Origin of the sequence: Bacillus sp. FSL R5-0585 (assembly GCF_038004545.1) — a bacterium.
GTDB lineage: Bacteria > Bacillota > Bacilli > Bacillales > Bacillaceae_G > Bacillus_A > Bacillus_A cereus.
The window spans coordinates 413,448-428,991 of record NZ_JBBORJ010000001.1 but is presented as its reverse complement, the minus strand read 5'-3'; the positions used below and the strand labels follow the sequence as shown (position 1 = coordinate 428,991).

Below are 15,544 nucleotides of genomic sequence, written 5' to 3'. Positions count from 1 at the left end.
CCTCACTTTAAGATATCAAAAATTTTTATGTAGAATAAGTTTCCGTCCTTTAAGAACCGGTGATATGCCTTTTTTCTCAATTCTTCATCATTCATCGCAATCGATAAATAAAAATCTTGAGTTGCAGTTCGATTGTTGATTTGATTTAATATCTTGCAAGCTTCACTGTTCTTGTTTTGACGAATACACTGTAACGCAATTTCAGCGTCGTCATGTATATATTCTAATTTTACAGGAATATTATGAATAATACAACAGAAAGCGGTTGTATTTTCCACTAATTTTCTTTTTAGTAATGATTTGTTATTCTTAATCTTTCTTAATTCTAAAAGCGATAATTCAAAAAAATACAATGCTTTATCAGGATTACTGAAAATATAACTCTCAGCAAAAATACTAAGTGCTGTAGCTTTCAATAAACGCGGAATCTCTTGTTTCTCTAGTACATGCTGTAATAATTCCCTTGCCGTTTTTACTTCGTCTTGCATTAAACGTGCATATGCACAGATTATATTTAATTCCACTTCGTTTAATGTCTTTTCTAAGCCTTTTGGCATTTCATCAATTTTCTCCTGAATAATTCCTTGGAGAACAGTTAATACATTATATGCCCCTAAATCAAAATAACCATATACACTTAAGGTATTCACAAGAATATTCACACCTGTTTTATTTAAATTCACTTTTGTACGTAATGTTTCAATTTCTTTAAGAAACGCTCCCGATCTCAATGATTGAGTTTGTCTATCCAAACAAACTCGGAATATATCTCTATAATTATTAGTTACAGATTGTTTATAATCGTTCTCAACAAGATTATGAAGTAATTCTGTATAACCTGACTGATATAAATAATACATTGCAGTTCTTATATCAGCTTCTTTATCTGTATACTTTAAAAATTCTTGAACCACTGCCATCTTCTGTTCTTCAGAGTCAAGACCACTCAATATCTTAACTAATTTTGCGAAAGTCATAGGTACTTTTCCATTCAATGTTTTCCATAAATTTGACTGTGATAAATTTGTGATTTTTGAAAGCTTTACTGAATTCAATTCATCATCTAAAACAATACCACTTAAACTAGATACTTTATTCATAACGAAGCCTCCTTGAACGCGAGACACCTTCCCTGAACTTTCTCAATAGAAAACCTATACCATTCAAGTTTTTTTTAAGTTTATATGTTATACTTGTGCTGACTCATGGCAAGTATTTTCCCTACCGTATTAGGGGAACAGCATAAGAGTGGCTGCACACTACTTTTGCTGCGCTATGGGTCTTTTTTGTTCTTATTTTTATACTTAAAATCAGTTTATCACAAGATTTAGAATCTTCCATTCGGTTTATTATCAAATCATGTTGAGAAAGTTTTTTTCGAAAATTCCTTTTTCACTAAGAATATTTTACTATTAAAAGAACACTTGTTCTAGTGTATTTTAAAATACAGTCCAAAAAATTAAGCAAATATAATATTTAAGGCAAATTATTTGGTATATATAGTCTAAAAATAATGCCTTATTTATAATAAAGGCATGAATACATTTGGAGAAAATTTAAAAAAATTTAGGAATGCCCGCACTTTAACACAAGCCGAATTCGGCGATAAAGTCCAATTAAGCCGTAGTCAGATTAGTAATTTGGAAACTAATTTTAATGAGCCGGATTTGGATTCGCTAGATCGTATCGCGTCATTTTTTGATATCTCTGTCGATACACTAATGGGCCGAAAATTCACGACAAGTGAAAAGCACTTAAAAAATGTTCTCGATGAAATTCAAACGGTTTTCGCAGGCCTAGATGAATCCCAACGAGAACAATTCTGTAAACAACTCAAGTTTTACACGCAATTCTTAAACGAGAAAAAAGAATTGTTATGAGTCGATTGTAGTAGAAAACATTTCCAATCGCAACGGTAAAAATTAACAAAATTTCATCAACAAAAAAAGAGAGCACTTAGCTCTCTTTTTTTATATTCCTGTGCCTGGATCTTTTATGTATCCTCCACCTGCCCCAGGATCATACATCCCCATTCCGCCACCTGGATCTTTCCAATACCCTCCACCCGGATTTGGATCATACTTCAATTGACTTCTACCTAAACCGCCTGGATCAAAGTTATCTCGTTTCATTTTCTTAAGCCTCCCGGTTCTTTTCGCCATCCACCACCTGGATCAGTTGTATATCCCCCGCCTGGTCCTGGATCGAAAATCCCCACACCCACTCCTGTCCCCGGATCGTATAACTTCCATCCTGTACCAGGTTCCTGTGATTCTTTAGAGCGTAACAACATAATTACCATCCTCCTGGATCAGTATTATTTTTTAAGCCTCCACCACCTGGCTCATTCATCCTATGGCCACCTGGTTCTATTTTTAATCCTGCGCCCCCATTACCTGTATCAAGTACTAATGGACTTCCACCTGTTCCTCCTGGATCAGAAATTACCTTTGAACCTCCTGGGTCTTGTATGTAGCTTTTCATAATCTCACTCTCTCCTTTCTTTTATATACCTGTCCCTGGACCATAAATTGGTTTCCATCCTGTTCCTGGATCTTCGTCATATTTCCAACCACCACCGCCTGGCTCGTTATGCCAACCTACACCAGGATCAACTACTCTGTGACCACCAGGGTCCTTTGTGAATTCTCTCATCTCTTTACCCACCTTTCTATGTATATTGTAGCTCTATTCTCATATAAATTCACTTTTTACAATCTATAATCATCCGACAAATAGCGACAAAATATACGTGGTATTTCAAATATAATAATTATGTATTTCAAATAAACAGATAATTAGGAGGAAACTATGAAAGAAATAATTTATTTAGACACAGATTTAACAAACTCATTACTCGCACAACTAGATCAAGGTCTTATCACTAGCTTCTCTGCTGAACAAAACTCGCAAGAAGGTTTAACAGAGGGGCAACAATCTAGTTTTGCGAAGCAAGGAACTGTAAAGGGAGGCATTCACCTAGGAGGACTTCTTTTTGGCAAAACTGGAATAGACGGGCAAGTCACTACAACCTCTACCGAAACAACCAGTGATTCTAGAACATTTCTAGAAGGGGAAAAAGACATTTTGAATAAAGCTTTTCATGACTATTCATTAAATATTCTAGAAAACAAATTAGTGGAACAAGAGCATCTTAAACATGGACCAGATTTTAATGTGGGTGATTTACACTTAGGAGAAGCAACGTACCAATACTACGATTTTGATCTTATTAATAAAATTTCTAATGTTGAGGCATTAGGGGAAATTATGTCATTTGGAACACCTGGTCATGTTCTTAGTATGGAGGAAGCTTTTCAACTTCATAACAAAAAGATCACTAAACAGACCAGTAACTTAGAACTCCAAAAGATTAACGAGGCAAAATCAATGGTAGAAAATTACGAATCTTTAAGACCTTTCCTTAGAACTCTTAAACAAATGGAAGTCTACAGCTCGTATACAAATACTGTATTTGGGGGCGCATCGGTAATTAAAATGGGGAATAAACTCGGATTACTTAAGAAAAAATATCTTAGAGAAGGTTCCGAATCTTTATCTCTACGTACAGATGACAACCGAAAGTTAAAATTTTTAGTACGAATTATTGGCTTAAAAGAAGACGTACAAATTGGAGACCCTTCCAAATTAGTGGACCCAAGTCAAATGAATGTAATTCCTAGTATAATTTTTGACGTTGTATTAGGTTCTATGAACATAATAAAAGAGGGTGATGTTCTAGTTACACCTTTAGCTATTTACTACGAATAAAACTAAACATTCCATTTTTACCTTGTTTATTCGAATGAAATTTTTTAGATTTCATTTGAATAGCGGATCTAATTTCAGATGACTTAGTACTATTTTGAGCTTTCATTTTTTCGTATTCGTCGTTCATTTCATTAATTTCATTTAATGCCTTATTGAATATATTATTAGCTTTTTTAGTAAGCATGCTAAAACACCTCCAGTAATATTATTATCTTATTACTTTATAAATTATTCAAGCACTAAAGAATCGGTGTTAACACAAATACATTTTTCAATATTTTTTATAAAGGGGGATCAAAGATAATCCCTCTTTATAATACATACGCCATTTTATATTATATTTCCTTTTACATAAATTAGACTCACATGCTATCATTTCTTATACCACTACCACATATCACAGCTTGTATCTGGAAAACGACTATGACGAGGTGAAAAATCATGGCATACTTTCGTAAACGTGGTGAGAAGTGGTCTTTTACTATGGATGTCGGCAAAGACCCTATCACAGGTAAACGGAAACAAATCACTAAAGGTGGTTTTAAAACAAAGAAAGCTGCTCAAGAAGAAGTAGCTAAAGTAACAAATGATTTAGCAAATGGGGATTATGAGAATAGTGATATTCGCTTTTCTCAGCTCGTAGAAATCTGGATGCAAGAAAAAGAATCATCATGTAGACCATCAACATTGTATCAATACAAACGCATTCTACGCTCCCGTGTTATGCCTGAATTTGGTGAAAAGAGGTTATCAGATATAAAACCTCTAACTGTTCATAATTTTCATCAGAAGCTACTTAAAGAGGGTCTTACTACGAAATACATTTCATCCGTTGATGTTATGTTAAAACAAATCCTTGATAAAGGCGTCGAGCTAGAAATGATTAATTCTAATCCAGCTAAGAAAGCAAAGCGGCCAAAGGTTAAAAAGAAAGCGCAAGCTAGTTGGACAGTTGAAGAAGCGATGAAGTTTATGGAGTATGCAAAAATACAAGGAAGCTACTATATTGCGTTTGTTTTAGCTTTGCATACAGGTATGCGTATCGGTGAGGTATTAGCTTTACAGTGGAAGGATATTAATTTCGAAAGCAAGGTCATTCATGTACAAAGAACATTAACGCTTGTGGATGGTAAGTATGAACTAGGTGAAACAAAAACCGAAGCATCTAATCGAATGATTCCAATGACTGAAGAATTAATGGGAGAGCTGTTAGAATATCAAAGTCATAAAAAAGATAATTCTTTCGACCTATTAATTTGTACAAGAAATAAAAAAATCGTGCATCCATATACGATACGTTACCAAATGAAAGCTTTGTGCGAAGCAATTGCCGTACCGTATATTAGATTCCACGATATCCGAAGAACGTTTACAACTATTTTAATCGATTCTGGCGCAAATGCAAAGGTTGTTTCAAAATTACTTGGTCATACAAATGTTTCTACAACTTTAAATATTTATACTGATGTTTATGAAGAACGGCAAATTGAGGTAACTGAAATGCTAGGAAATGTACTGAAAAGTGGTCGAAGTGGTCAAAAAGTGGTCGATGAAGAAAAACAAGAAGGTTAAACCCTGCGGTATAAGTGATATAATGCTTTTATAGTGTAAGTTTTTTCTTTACACTATAATGAAGTCATCATAGTAAATAATATATAGAGTATCACGTTTTTCAAAAAGATGCTACATCGAAAGGAGAGATTACCATAAAAGCTGGTGGTATTGTTGTTGAATATAACCCTTTTCATAACGGTCATCTTTATCATGTGCAACAGACAAAAAAGTTAACACAATCCGATATAATAATTGCCGTTATGAGTGGTCCTTTTTTACAGCGTGGTGAGCCCGCACTCATTTCCAAATGGTATCGCACTAAAATGGCCTTAGCAAACGGCGTAGACCTTGTTGTAGAGCTTCCATACGTCTTTGCAACACAAAAGGCTGAAACCTTCGCAAATGGTGCTATTTCCATTTTAAATGCCCTACGTGTTTCCGAAATTTGTTTCGGTAGTGAGGATGGACAAATCGAAAATTTTTATAATACCATCTCCATACAAAAAAACGAAGAAGAGACTTTTAACTGCCTTGTAAAACAATTCATGGACGCTGGTAATAGTTATGCAAAAGCAACATCGGATGCTTTCTCACACATTTTAACATCTGAAAAAAACATAGATATGTCACAACCAAATAATATTTTAGGCTTCCAATATATGAAAGCAATTCTGTCACAAAATAGCTCTATACAAGCTCAAACTATAAAAAGGTTTGCCTCTCATTATCATGATGAAACATTTAATGACCAACATATTGCAAGCGCGACAAGCATCCGAAAACAACTCTTTAGCGAAGAAGGATCATTTACCACAATTGAACCTTTTCTCCCACAGGCAACCACTTCGCTTTTAGCAAATTACAAACAAAACTACGGGATATTACATAATTGGGAACAATACTTTTCATTTTTTAAATATAGACTCATGACGATGTCTCCAGGGGACTTACGACATATATATGAAATAGAAGAAGGTTTAGAGCATCGTATTTTATCAAAAATACAAAACAGTTCCTCCTTCTATTCATTCATGGAAGCATTAAAAACAAAACGTTATACATGGACTAGATTACAAAGAGCTTGTACACACATTTTAACAAACACAACAAAAGAGGATATACGTAGTGCAAATATAGAACAACACGCACCATATATTCGCCTGCTAGGCATGTCACAAAAAGGACAAACTTACCTTTCAAAAAATAAGAAAAAAATCGAACTTCCAATCCTTACTCATACAAAAACATTCGACCATGCCGCTTTAGATATAGAGAAAAAAGCAAACTCTGTATATTTCTCCATCATGCACGAACCGTTACGCACACAACTATTAAAACAGGATATAACACACCATCCTGTTCGCTATGATGAAACAACTACAAAATTCCTATAAAAAAACCTCTCTATTTCAGAGAGGTTTTTTCCTTATCCATCTTTTCTAAATATGTTAACGCATCATCCAGCGTATCCACTGGTACAATTTTCATTTTTGTTTTAATATCCTTTGCAGTCTCAAGTGCATCTTTATAGTTCGATTTCTCCGCACCTTTTTCATTTGGCGCAAAGAACACTTCAGCCCCAGCATCGCTAGCAGCCACCACTTTTTGATTTATACCACCAATCGGGCCCACTTCTCCTTTTTCATTAATTGTACCTGTTCCAGCTATTTCACGTCCTTTCGTTAAGTCTTCTTCCACAAGTTGATTATATATTTCTAATGTGAACATTAAACCTGCGGATGGTCCACCAATTTCATGAGAATTAATTTTCACTTTCGGATCGACCACTAATTCTCTTTCCGTAACGATAGAAACACCTATACCGACACGTCCATTCCCATTAGGAATCGTCTTTACATTTAAATTCTCTTTCAATTGTTTTCCATTTCTCATGTACTCAATACTTACAGCATCGTTTTCTTTTTTCCCTGTCATATATTCAATAAATTGCTCCGTCTTTTCAAACGTTTTTCCGTCAACAGCTATAATAACATCACCAAGCTTAAGCTTTCCTTCTGACGGCATTCCTTTTGCCACACCAGCAACTAACACACCTTTATTTTCAAAAGATACTGAGCGATTTGCACGTTTATATGCATTATAAATTGCTGCATTTTGTGAATCTTTCATCGCATAATTTTGGCGAAATTGATATTCTTCATCACTCTCACCTTTTTGCAATATTTCTTCCGCTTTCGAAATATGTGTATATTTATTAAACTGTGCCGCTATTAAATTCACCACATTTGCTGGTCCCATTGAAACCGTAACAAGCATAAAATCACCAGATTCTTTCGTTCCACCCTCAACTTGAACATAAGGCTCTAATTTGGCAGCCATTCCTGGTTTTGTTATATAATACGGTAAACGTACGTAAACAAGTAACATCGCCAATATAACCCCTATTAAGATTGCATATATAAACCGAAAACGCTTAAACATTATGTTTCTCCTTCCACTGCTCAATTAATAAATAAATATTTGAAATATGTTTTTCTGCTTCTACTTCTCCAACTCGAATAATGTCTTCAATGTTTGTAAAAGCACGTGAACTAAATTGCTCTACAGCTGGTCGCATCATTAAATCCGATGCAATTTGCCGATTCATTACAAGCTCATGCTGCATAATTTCAATACTTTGCATGATTACATCATAAATGGACGTAACATCGCCATTTACCTTAATTGGAGATACATCAACAGCGATAACAATATCGGCCCCTAACTCTTTCACAACCGATACTGGGATGCGGTCAATGACTCCACCATCCACTAATAATCTTCCATCTATTTTTTCTGGTACAAACACTCCAGGAACAGATATGCTAGCCCTCACCGCATCTGCAACTGGCCCACTTGTAAAAACCACTTTTTCCCCCTTCAATATGTCAGTAGCCACAACAGCCGTCGGGATATCTAACTCTTCTAAATTTTTATTATATGTAAACATTTTAATCATATCTTTGACACGTTTTCCAGCAATAAATCCCATTTTCGGTACCGTGAAATCTAAATAATACTTCCGCTTAAAAACAGATGCCAATTTATACAATCTTTCAACGTTACTACTTGCCGCATAAAACGTACCTATTAGCGCCCCCATACTACTTCCTGCAATCATGTGAATAGGGATACCCGCTTCCCTTAAAACCTTTATTACACCAATATGAGCAAACCCTTTCGCTCCTCCAGACCCAAGTGCTAAACCAATCTTTGGTTCTTTCATTTTTCTCACCCTTTAATTTTTTTCATTCCTTTTTCATACTTATGGTCTAAATTCACTACGTATCCACGTATACTGAAATGAACGTTTTTTGGGACAAAGGGGGATTTACTTACATGTATGAAAAATGGAAAACCGCTTTCCTTACCATATCAACGCTATTTTTAACCTTTTCTCTTGTACTCCACCCCCAAGCCGCTTTGCAAGCTTCTATTCGCGGGTTAAATATATGGTGGGAAGTTGTATTCCCTTCACTACTACCGTTTTTCATCATTGCGGAACTTCTAATTAGTATCGGTGTTGTAAAATTTATTGGCGTTATATTAGAACCACTCATGCGCCCACTTTTTCGCGTTCCAGGGATAGGCGGATTTGTTTGGGCGATGGGAATGGCTTCTGGTTTCCCTGCAGGCGCCAAATTAAGCGCTAGACTACGAAAAAGCAATCTTTTAACTCAGATTGAAGCGGAGCGCCTCGTTTCTTTCACAAATTCTTCTAATCCACTTTTTATTTTCGGTGCTGTGTCTATCGGTTTTTTTAATAATCCGAAATTAGGAATTATATTAGCCGCTGCCCATTATTTCAGTAACTTTGCTGTCGGATTAATTATGCGTTTTTACGGCGATAATACCGCTTACAAAATTAATACACACACTACAAAAAAACGTCGCTTTCAAAACCCTTTTTTAATCCTTCACGAGACACGCTTACAAGAAAAAAGACCAATTGGTAAATTACTTGGGGATGCCATTGTTTCTTCTATTCAAACATTACTTATGATTGGCGGATTTATTATTTTATTCTCTGTGTTAAATAAAATGATTACTGTATTTCACATTACAGCAGCTCTTTCTTTTATTATGCAACATATTTTATCATTCTTCCAACTAAGTACAGATTTTAGTATACCTATATTATCAGGTATTTTCGAAATGACACTCGGAAGCCAAATGATTAGTCAAATAAATGAAACACCGCTCTTACAGCAAGCTATGGTAACAAGCTTCATTTTAGCATTTAGTGGTCTTTCTATTCAGGCACAAGTTGCTAGCATATTAGCTGAAACAGATATCCGATTTAAACCCTATTTTTTCGCACGAATTATTCAAAGTATTCTTGCCCCTATTTTTACATTTGTATTTTGGACACCATTTTATGAGAAAGTGAGTTCTTTCTCGCCTATGCCAAAAGATATTCCTGTATTTTTATCCGAGCATCCTTCTATACTACATGAAATTTGGACATCTTTTATACATTATGGACCAATTTTCACATTATTTTGTCTATACTTATATGTTATTTTATTATTTTTGCGCACATATAAAGAAAAACCCCGTTCACTTTAACGGGGTTTGAAACTTTTCTTTTAAAGCACGTTCTACAATAGGGGGTACAAGATCTACTACACTTCCTCCATACCTCGCAACTTCTTTTACAATACTCGAGCTTAAAAATGAATATTGATTGTTTGTCATAATAAAAAATGTTTCAATATTTTCATCTAATTTTCGATTCATAGAAGTAATTTGCATCTCATATTCAAAATCAGAAACTGCTCGTAAACCACGTAATATTGCATTTGCATTACGCATTTTTGCATACTCTACTAATAGCCCACTATGCGAATCTACTTTTACATTCGGGATATCCTTTGTCGCTTCTCGAATTAATTCTAATCGCTCTTCAACTGAAAAGAATGGTTTTTTTGATGAATTGTTTAAAACGACTACGTACACCTCATCAAATACTTTTGCTCCCCTTTTAATAATATCCAGATGCCCAAGGGTAATTGGATCAAAACTTCCTGAAGAAATAGCTATACTTGTCATTCTGTCCCCTCACCTTCATACTTATAAATCGATATTGCAGTAATCCCATAATTCTCAGCTCGTACTTTTACAAGCCTTCCTATTGAATTAGGTAAAACTACATCATTACCATGCTCTGCCATAATTAATCCATCACTATGTAGCAATCCATGTTGATCCATTATACTAATTAAAGATACAATTTTTTGCTCTTTATATGGAGGATCTATCAATATAAGATCGAATGACATTTCACGTTTTATTAGCGCCTTTACTGCACGTTCAGCATCATTTCGATATACTTCAGCTTGTTCCTGTACTCTACAACTTTCTAAATTTTGATGAATTACTTTTATCGCTTTACTATCCCGATCAACAAAAATTGCTTTATCAATCCCTCTGCTCAATGCCTCAATTCCAAGACCACCACTACCACCAAATAAATCAAGGGCGATACCACCATCAAAATAAGGACCTATCATATTAAAAATAGATTCTTTTACTTTATCTGTCGTTGGACGTGTTGTATTACCAGGAACCGCTTTAAGTGGGTGTCCTTTACATTTTCCTGAAACTACTCTCATCTGTTGTCACTACCTTTATTTCAATCTATCGAGCGATTATAGAAAGCCATTCCCACTTCGGTAACCGTTAACAAACCACATTCACCTAACTATAGGAAAACTCGGCCTCAAATAACCTCTCGTTATTTTTATGTATTCATCTCATCATTCACTAATATGAACCCAATATGTATATTAGTTCCACTTTATCTTTTTTATCCTATCACAAAATAAAAAAAAGAAAAATAAAAAGCCCAACATAAAATTTAATTTCATTATGTATATCTTCATTTAGATTGGACATAAATAATTATAACAACATCACCTTCGATGTTGTTGCCAACCGCGGAGAAGACTTACGTTTCCCCATAAGTTCTTCCTCCGGTTTCTCCTCTCCCTTTGCCTTCTTACTAGTACATGCTAGTATAAGAAGGGCCCTGCTATGCAGGGTTTTTTTTCTTTGTGTGCTTTTCATTTAAAAAGTGAAATGGTACAGTAAAAGAAAGAGGAGGAAAAGATATGATTCAACGCTTTATAGAACTTGGAGAAGGCTACTCTGATTTATATGAATTACTTGAAATTGCCAAAACAAATCAAGAACGTATAGCACATATGTTACAATTTGAAACGATAAAAAACGATAAAAAAGTATGTTCGCTTGTTGTAATATTAAAACCAACTACTACTGGTGATTTCCAACCATTATACATATGTCGTGAAGGCATTCCTGTATTTGAAAATAAAAAAAGTAAACGTGTCATTTTATTTGAAGAAACGGCAGAACAACTCGGAAAAAAAGTGGCTACCTTTACTGTAAAACCATCTACAACTTTCCCAGAAAAAGAACTATTTTTTAATCATTTAATTGGTATTTTACGAATGAACAATTTCATTCCTCCGATGAAATAACACGTTATTTCAAGTGAAAAATCCCCGGCTAAATTTAGCCGGGGATTTTTTCTATTAGCTATAATCGTATTCTTTTGCTCGATCAGGACGGGAATTTTCAAATTCCGTTTTTAAATACGGGCGATACGACTGTTCTATCTTTTTCACAAAAGGAAGTTTGTTCAACTTATGCATCATATGCTCAATTTGTTCCATATCACAATATACTACAGCATATTTTAATCGTTTTGATATGTAATGTATGTTACCATATTTCCTTAAAATCTTGGCATGTTTCAATGAATGTAAATAAACAATCATACTTTGTCGTTGCCCGAACATAATCTTCTCCATCTTCTCCTTTTAAAAACATATATTTTATATTCTATGAAAACCAATCAGAAATTTATAACATTACAGGACAAACTCTGTATACGTTTTCTTCCAACTTCTAAAAAACGGGGTACATCACCCCGTTTTTTTACAACCACAACCTCCGCCAGTACCACAACCTCCACCACAGCCACCAGCATCAAAGAATGGATTTCCTGTTGGCACTTTAATGGAAGAAGACACTTCCGAACCGATTGCTACACTAACTTCGTCTAATAACTTCTGCAAAGCAGTTTCTGCTCTTTTAAAAGCTGCAACCTTATCATGTAAGTCCACAGAACGCTTTAATTCTCTCATTTTCATTGACACGGTAGTATAGTCAGGATGGTATTTTCCAAAACGCTGTACTTCCTCATACCGTTCTTTCATCGCTGTAAATTGCTGAATGAGCGTCTGAAGTTCCATATCTTCATGTAATTCTCTATAATACTTACGATAATCTTCTGCTATATCTGAACAGGTAATCGCTTTTGCAAGCTGCTCTGCCTTATCTAATATTAATACGCTTTCTAGCGTCGCTACAATCATGAGAGACACCTCCGAGTATCCATCATACCACATTTAGATTAGAACTACTAATTGAAGTGACTTACTCAAAAGAAAGATATAATGAAACTATTTTTACACTATATCCGTACACACTTATACATTAATATGTTCCGCTATATTATATTTAAGAACATCCCACTTTCCACTATTTTGTTTCACATAACTAATACACGCATTTTTTAATGGTGTCTTAAATGTAATTTCATCTGGTTCAATGGCATGTAAAATCGCTTTTATCGCGTGTGAGTGAGCAACAATAATAATACGTTTGCCAAAATGAGTTGTCGCAACATCTTCTAAAGCAGCAAAGCAACGAGCTACAATCTCTTCATCTCGCTCCATACCTTCTACTTTACCTTCAGCAATCAACTCTCTAACAGCCGCAACCGGCTTCCCTGAAGCTTCTCCAAAATTCCGTTCAACAAATCGCTCATCTAATAAAATCGATTGTAATCCAACTGTCTTTGCAATTTCATTAGCCGTTTCTTGCGCTCTAATTAACGGGCTACTTATAATGATATCCCACGTTTCTTCTTGTAAAGCAGCTGCACTCTGACTCGCTTGCTTCTTACCAACTTCATTAAGCGGAATATCTTCTCGCCCCTGAATAATTTCTTGAAAATTCCAATCAGTTTGTCCATGTCGTACTAAACAAATTTCCGTCATGCTGCAACTCCTTTTTAAATAATCAACCTCTATTGTAACAAAAGTTCTGCATGACGGACATATTTTTCACTTCCAATTAGGTTGCATTTTGTTGCTTCATATACTGAAACATATCAATCATGATCGAAGCAACGGCCAATTGATTTTGAAACTTTTCCACTTTATCTGGTATTGTTTTTTTGAAATGTTGCATCGCCGCTAACTCAAAAGCCTCTTTTTCTTCAGGATTTCGTGTTAATTTTCTATACCAGTACGGTTGCTCTCTAATATAGCGAGATAAATCCTCATCAGCCTTTATAAACTCCATAATTTCTGCTCTCATCATCTTTCCCCCTAATCCTTTTGAAAGAAAAATGGGTTATTTTCTGAAGTACTTTGCTCTTGCTGCGTACGGTTACCTTGAAATTGCTGAATAACTTGTTGCACGCTCCCGATTGCACTCGTCACATTGGCTAAATGGTTCTGCATTTGTTCCACGTCCAACTTTTTAAAAAAAGAAAGCATTTGCCCCATCACATCAGCAGTTTTTTCCTCTTCAGTTCGATTATCTTTTTCTTTTTTATTTTCTTTTACCGAAGAAAACGCAGGCGCTCCATCCGGTCTATAAGTTGCCCATATTGGATCTTCTTCACCAAGTAAGTACCATTCTTCATAAAATTGTTGCCATGTTTTATGACCACTTCTAACCTCATGAACCATTTTAGGGTGATGGTTTACAAATTCTTTAAACTGTTGAACCGATGGATGTAACGGTCCTTTTGTTGTTGGCATAATCCTCACCTCTCCATGTATATCTACTATATAGTAAGAAAAAAAAGGCGCATGGTTCGCCTATTTTTAGACGATTCATGCACCTTTTTTTCTGCTATTTGCATACGGTCAGATTCCCACCTACAATTCAGTGAATACGAAGTAACTAATTTGGTGATGTTAACACCCCACCGCTTACAATTTCACTTTATTTTCGAATAAAGTTTTGTGTATAAAATTTATCGTATACACCAACACCTAATCCTGTAAATTGTTCATTTAATAAATTCTTTCTATGCCCCTCACTATTTAACCAACCTTGCACTGCCGCAATTCCATCACTATGTTGCGCCGCTATGTTCTCACCAGCAAGTTGAAATCCTACTTTCCCGCGCTGCAAACGATCTCCTAGTGTACCTAATGTAGGTGAGTCATGAGAAAAATAATTATTGTCTTTCATATCTTTACTGTGACCAACAGCAACATCTGCTGTTTCCTGATCCCATGTTAATAATGGTAATTTATGACGACTTCGAATGATATTTGTTAAATCAAAAATTTGTTGCATATTCCCATTTTCTACTTGTTTTATTTTTTCTGGAGTCAATGGTTGTTCTGCTATTAATTCACCTGAATAAACGAGCTGATACGGTCTTTGGCGTAATAAAGTTTCATCATCCATATAACGAACACCAACAAGCTCATGTGTAAATTGATCAAAATACAATTGCGCCCATCCATCTTCTACAGGTATTAACGGTTGTTCCATGACTTCGGTATCAGATAGCTCAAATTGATAACTATTTTTCCCTCTTTTTAATGAAATTTCATGCGAAAGCGGACTTTTTTTATATACTTCTTCATATTTTTCATTTATATAATAAGGTGGAACCTTAACTTGTTCACCAGCTGCGTATGCCGTTACAACTTTACGTTCAGAAACTCCAAATTGAACATACTGAGTTAAATCCTGGTTGTATACCCACCATTCATATCCGTATGCAGATGGCTCTATTCGAGAGGGTTCTCCCCACTTCGCTAATAAGTTTTCAGAGTCTTCACCAATCATATTTAAAACAGTGTCTGAGGAGTCTTCCTTAATTTGCTTTTTCTTTTTCACAATTTTATTTTCTTGCTTTGATTGAGATGGGGTTAATATATATTGTGAAACGAGTAATTTCCCGTATAAATCAACAGCTAAAATTAAAAATGTAATCATTACGATACGCAATAATTTCTTCAAACGATATACCTCCTGAACAAAACATAAAATTGAGATATACACAAATCCTTTTCTTTCTTTTTGTGTGTACCGTACTCTTTTCACTATATCATATTTTTGTGAAAAAAGTCTGGATTATCCCTTTTCTCTCAATATG

22 protein-coding genes are annotated in these 15,544 nt (G+C 35.0%); 6 read left to right on the top strand and 16 right to left on the bottom strand.

Annotation, left to right across the window (positions count from 1 at the left end):
* Positions 1-2: 2 nt before the first annotated feature.
* Positions 3-1,100 (bottom strand): AimR family lysis-lysogeny pheromone receptor, encoded by a 1,098-nt coding sequence (locus MKY38_RS02425; RefSeq protein WP_205190450.1) that lies wholly within the window; start codon positions 1,098-1,100, stop codon positions 3-5.
* Positions 1,101-1,535: 435 nt separating this feature from the next.
* Here MKY38_RS02425 and MKY38_RS02420 point away from each other — a divergent pair, with 435 nt between their 5' ends.
* Positions 1,536-1,880, top strand: coding sequence for a helix-turn-helix domain-containing protein (locus tag MKY38_RS02420; protein WP_205190449.1), 345 nt, complete (start codon positions 1,536-1,538; stop codon positions 1,878-1,880).
* 90 nt (positions 1,881-1,970) lie between these two features.
* On the opposite strand, the gene MKY38_RS02415 is transcribed toward MKY38_RS02420, so the two are convergent.
* Genes MKY38_RS02415 through MKY38_RS02400 form a run of 4 tightly spaced genes read right to left on the bottom strand, consistent with a single transcriptional unit; the run spans position 1,971 to position 2,655 of the window.
* Positions 1,971-2,132 (bottom strand): hypothetical protein, encoded by a 162-nt coding sequence (locus tag MKY38_RS02415; RefSeq protein WP_231009401.1) that lies wholly within the window; start codon positions 2,130-2,132, stop codon positions 1,971-1,973.
* On the bottom strand, positions 2,129-2,293 hold the full coding sequence (locus MKY38_RS02410; RefSeq protein ID WP_231009400.1) for a hypothetical protein: 165 nt from the start codon (positions 2,291-2,293) through the stop codon (positions 2,129-2,131). The genes MKY38_RS02415 and MKY38_RS02410 overlap by 4 nt, the downstream gene beginning before the upstream one ends.
* A gap of 2 nt (positions 2,294-2,295) precedes the next feature.
* Entirely contained in the window at positions 2,296-2,484 is a 189-nt protein-coding gene (locus MKY38_RS02405) for a hypothetical protein (protein ID WP_231009399.1), read from the bottom strand.
* A gap of 21 nt (positions 2,485-2,505) precedes the next feature.
* Positions 2,506-2,655, bottom strand: coding sequence for a hypothetical protein (locus MKY38_RS02400; RefSeq protein ID WP_231009398.1), 150 nt, complete (start codon positions 2,653-2,655; stop codon positions 2,506-2,508).
* Positions 2,656-2,811: 156 nt separating this feature from the next.
* On the opposite strand from MKY38_RS02400, the gene MKY38_RS02395 reads away from it, so the two are divergent.
* Entirely contained in the window at positions 2,812-3,771 is a 960-nt protein-coding gene (locus MKY38_RS02395) for a DUF6414 family protein (RefSeq protein WP_341047963.1), read from the top strand.
* Here the strand turns inward: MKY38_RS02395 and MKY38_RS02390 are convergent.
* On the bottom strand, positions 3,755-3,955 hold the full coding sequence (locus MKY38_RS02390; protein WP_231009396.1) for a hypothetical protein: 201 nt from the start codon (positions 3,953-3,955) through the stop codon (positions 3,755-3,757). The genes MKY38_RS02395 and MKY38_RS02390 overlap by 17 nt on opposite strands.
* A 257-nt stretch (positions 3,956-4,212) precedes the next feature.
* Here MKY38_RS02390 and MKY38_RS02385 point away from each other — a divergent pair, with 257 nt between their 5' ends.
* Positions 4,213-5,343 carry a site-specific integrase gene (locus MKY38_RS02385; protein ID WP_231009395.1) on the top strand — a complete coding sequence of 377 codons (1,131 nt, stop codon included), beginning with the start codon at positions 4,213-4,215 and terminating at the stop codon, positions 5,341-5,343.
* A 194-nt stretch (positions 5,344-5,537) separates the two neighbouring features.
* The gene (locus MKY38_RS02380) at positions 5,538-6,719 is read left to right on the top strand and encodes a nucleotidyltransferase (protein ID WP_065222950.1); all 1,182 of its coding nucleotides are present in this window, start codon (positions 5,538-5,540) and stop codon (positions 6,717-6,719) included.
* A gap of 10 nt (positions 6,720-6,729) precedes the next feature.
* Here the strand turns inward: MKY38_RS02380 and MKY38_RS02375 are convergent, their stop codons facing one another.
* On the bottom strand, positions 6,730-7,767 hold the full coding sequence (locus MKY38_RS02375) for a SepM family pheromone-processing serine protease (protein WP_065222949.1): 1,038 nt from the start codon (positions 7,765-7,767) through the stop codon (positions 6,730-6,732).
* Entirely contained in the window at positions 7,760-8,551 is a 792-nt protein-coding gene (locus MKY38_RS02370) for a patatin-like phospholipase family protein (RefSeq protein ID WP_000662588.1), read from the bottom strand. Before MKY38_RS02370 ends, MKY38_RS02375 begins: the two co-directional genes overlap by 8 nt.
* Before the next feature lie 113 nt (positions 8,552-8,664).
* On the opposite strand from MKY38_RS02370, the gene ylbJ reads away from it, so the two are divergent.
* Entirely contained in the window at positions 8,665-9,894 is a 1,230-nt protein-coding gene (gene ylbJ / locus MKY38_RS02365) for a sporulation integral membrane protein YlbJ (RefSeq protein WP_000273082.1), read from the top strand.
* On the opposite strand, the gene coaD is transcribed toward ylbJ, so the two are convergent.
* Positions 9,886-10,377, bottom strand: coding sequence for a pantetheine-phosphate adenylyltransferase (gene coaD, locus MKY38_RS02360; protein WP_000200601.1), 492 nt, complete (start codon positions 10,375-10,377; stop codon positions 9,886-9,888). The two genes, ylbJ and coaD, sit on opposite strands and share 9 nt — an antisense overlap.
* The gene (rsmD, locus tag MKY38_RS02355; RefSeq protein ID WP_001266978.1) at positions 10,374-10,940 is read right to left on the bottom strand and encodes a 16S rRNA (guanine(966)-N(2))-methyltransferase RsmD; all 567 of its coding nucleotides are present in this window, start codon (positions 10,938-10,940) and stop codon (positions 10,374-10,376) included. Before rsmD ends, coaD begins: the two co-directional genes overlap by 4 nt.
* 498 nt (positions 10,941-11,438) lie before the next feature.
* Between rsmD and MKY38_RS02350 the strand changes: the two genes are divergently transcribed.
* Positions 11,439-11,828, top strand: coding sequence for a DUF7147 family protein (locus MKY38_RS02350; RefSeq protein WP_000616017.1), 390 nt, complete (start codon positions 11,439-11,441; stop codon positions 11,826-11,828).
* A 54-nt stretch (positions 11,829-11,882) separates the two neighbouring features.
* Here MKY38_RS02350 and MKY38_RS02345 read toward each other — a convergent pair whose 3' ends face one another.
* The 6 genes from MKY38_RS02345 to MKY38_RS02320 all read right to left on the bottom strand — a co-directional run bounded on the left by MKY38_RS02345 (position 11,883) and on the right by MKY38_RS02320 (position 15,408).
* Positions 11,883-12,149 carry a YlbG family protein gene (locus tag MKY38_RS02345; RefSeq protein ID WP_002082261.1) on the bottom strand — a complete coding sequence of 89 codons (267 nt, stop codon included), beginning with the start codon at positions 12,147-12,149 and terminating at the stop codon, positions 11,883-11,885.
* A 126-nt stretch (positions 12,150-12,275) separates the two neighbouring features.
* Positions 12,276-12,728 (bottom strand): YlbF family regulator, encoded by a 453-nt coding sequence (locus MKY38_RS02340; protein ID WP_114555475.1) that lies wholly within the window; start codon positions 12,726-12,728, stop codon positions 12,276-12,278.
* A gap of 114 nt (positions 12,729-12,842) precedes the next feature.
* Positions 12,843-13,415 carry a histidine phosphatase family protein gene (locus tag MKY38_RS02335; RefSeq protein ID WP_000134946.1) on the bottom strand — a complete coding sequence of 191 codons (573 nt, stop codon included), beginning with the start codon at positions 13,413-13,415 and terminating at the stop codon, positions 12,843-12,845.
* Between the two features lie 76 nt (positions 13,416-13,491).
* The gene (locus tag MKY38_RS02330) at positions 13,492-13,737 is read right to left on the bottom strand and encodes a YlbE-like family protein (RefSeq protein ID WP_001200990.1); all 246 of its coding nucleotides are present in this window, start codon (positions 13,735-13,737) and stop codon (positions 13,492-13,494) included.
* Between the two features lie 11 nt (positions 13,738-13,748).
* Positions 13,749-14,186: a YlbD family protein gene (locus MKY38_RS02325; RefSeq protein WP_001143346.1), complete on the bottom strand. Its 438-nt coding sequence runs from the start codon at positions 14,184-14,186 to the stop codon at positions 13,749-13,751.
* 187 nt (positions 14,187-14,373) lie between these two features.
* Complete coding sequence (locus MKY38_RS02320) at positions 14,374-15,408, bottom strand: CAP domain-containing protein (protein WP_000735378.1); 1,035 nt, start codon at positions 15,406-15,408, stop codon at positions 14,374-14,376.
* Between the last annotated feature and the right edge of the window lie 136 nt (positions 15,409-15,544).

Coding starts and splice junctions, on each gene's coding strand:
- MKY38_RS02425 (WP_205190450.1), bottom strand. CDS start 1,100: ATGAATAAAGTATCTAGTTTAAGTGGTATTGTTTTAGATGATGAATTG.
- MKY38_RS02420 (WP_205190449.1), top strand. CDS start 1,536: ATGAATACATTTGGAGAAAATTTAAAAAAATTTAGGAATGCCCGCACT.
- MKY38_RS02415 (WP_231009401.1), bottom strand. CDS start 2,132: ATGAAACGAGATAACTTTGATCCAGGCGGTTTAGGTAGAAGTCAATTG.
- MKY38_RS02410 (WP_231009400.1), bottom strand. CDS start 2,293: ATGTTGTTACGCTCTAAAGAATCACAGGAACCTGGTACAGGATGGAAG.
- MKY38_RS02405 (WP_231009399.1), bottom strand. CDS start 2,484: ATGAAAAGCTACATACAAGACCCAGGAGGTTCAAAGGTAATTTCTGAT.
- MKY38_RS02400 (WP_231009398.1), bottom strand. CDS start 2,655: ATGAGAGAATTCACAAAGGACCCTGGTGGTCACAGAGTAGTTGATCCT.
- MKY38_RS02395 (WP_341047963.1), top strand. CDS start 2,812: ATGAAAGAAATAATTTATTTAGACACAGATTTAACAAACTCATTACTC.
- MKY38_RS02390 (WP_231009396.1), bottom strand. CDS start 3,955: ATGCTTACTAAAAAAGCTAATAATATATTCAATAAGGCATTAAATGAA.
- MKY38_RS02385 (WP_231009395.1), top strand. CDS start 4,213: ATGGCATACTTTCGTAAACGTGGTGAGAAGTGGTCTTTTACTATGGAT.
- MKY38_RS02375 (WP_065222949.1), bottom strand. CDS start 7,767: ATGTTTAAGCGTTTTCGGTTTATATATGCAATCTTAATAGGGGTTATA.
- MKY38_RS02370 (WP_000662588.1), bottom strand. CDS start 8,551: ATGAAAGAACCAAAGATTGGTTTAGCACTTGGGTCTGGAGGAGCGAAA.
- ylbJ (WP_000273082.1), top strand. CDS start 8,665: ATGTATGAAAAATGGAAAACCGCTTTCCTTACCATATCAACGCTATTT.
- coaD (WP_000200601.1), bottom strand. CDS start 10,377: ATGACAAGTATAGCTATTTCTTCAGGAAGTTTTGATCCAATTACCCTT.
- rsmD (WP_001266978.1), bottom strand. CDS start 10,940: ATGAGAGTAGTTTCAGGAAAATGTAAAGGACACCCACTTAAAGCGGTT.
- MKY38_RS02350 (WP_000616017.1), top strand. CDS start 11,439: ATGATTCAACGCTTTATAGAACTTGGAGAAGGCTACTCTGATTTATAT.
- MKY38_RS02345 (WP_002082261.1), bottom strand. CDS start 12,149: ATGTTCGGGCAACGACAAAGTATGATTGTTTATTTACATTCATTGAAA.
- MKY38_RS02340 (WP_114555475.1), bottom strand. CDS start 12,728: ATGATTGTAGCGACGCTAGAAAGCGTATTAATATTAGATAAGGCAGAG.
- MKY38_RS02335 (WP_000134946.1), bottom strand. CDS start 13,415: ATGACGGAAATTTGTTTAGTACGACATGGACAAACTGATTGGAATTTT.
- MKY38_RS02330 (WP_001200990.1), bottom strand. CDS start 13,737: ATGAGAGCAGAAATTATGGAGTTTATAAAGGCTGATGAGGATTTATCT.
- MKY38_RS02325 (WP_001143346.1), bottom strand. CDS start 14,186: ATGCCAACAACAAAAGGACCGTTACATCCATCGGTTCAACAGTTTAAA.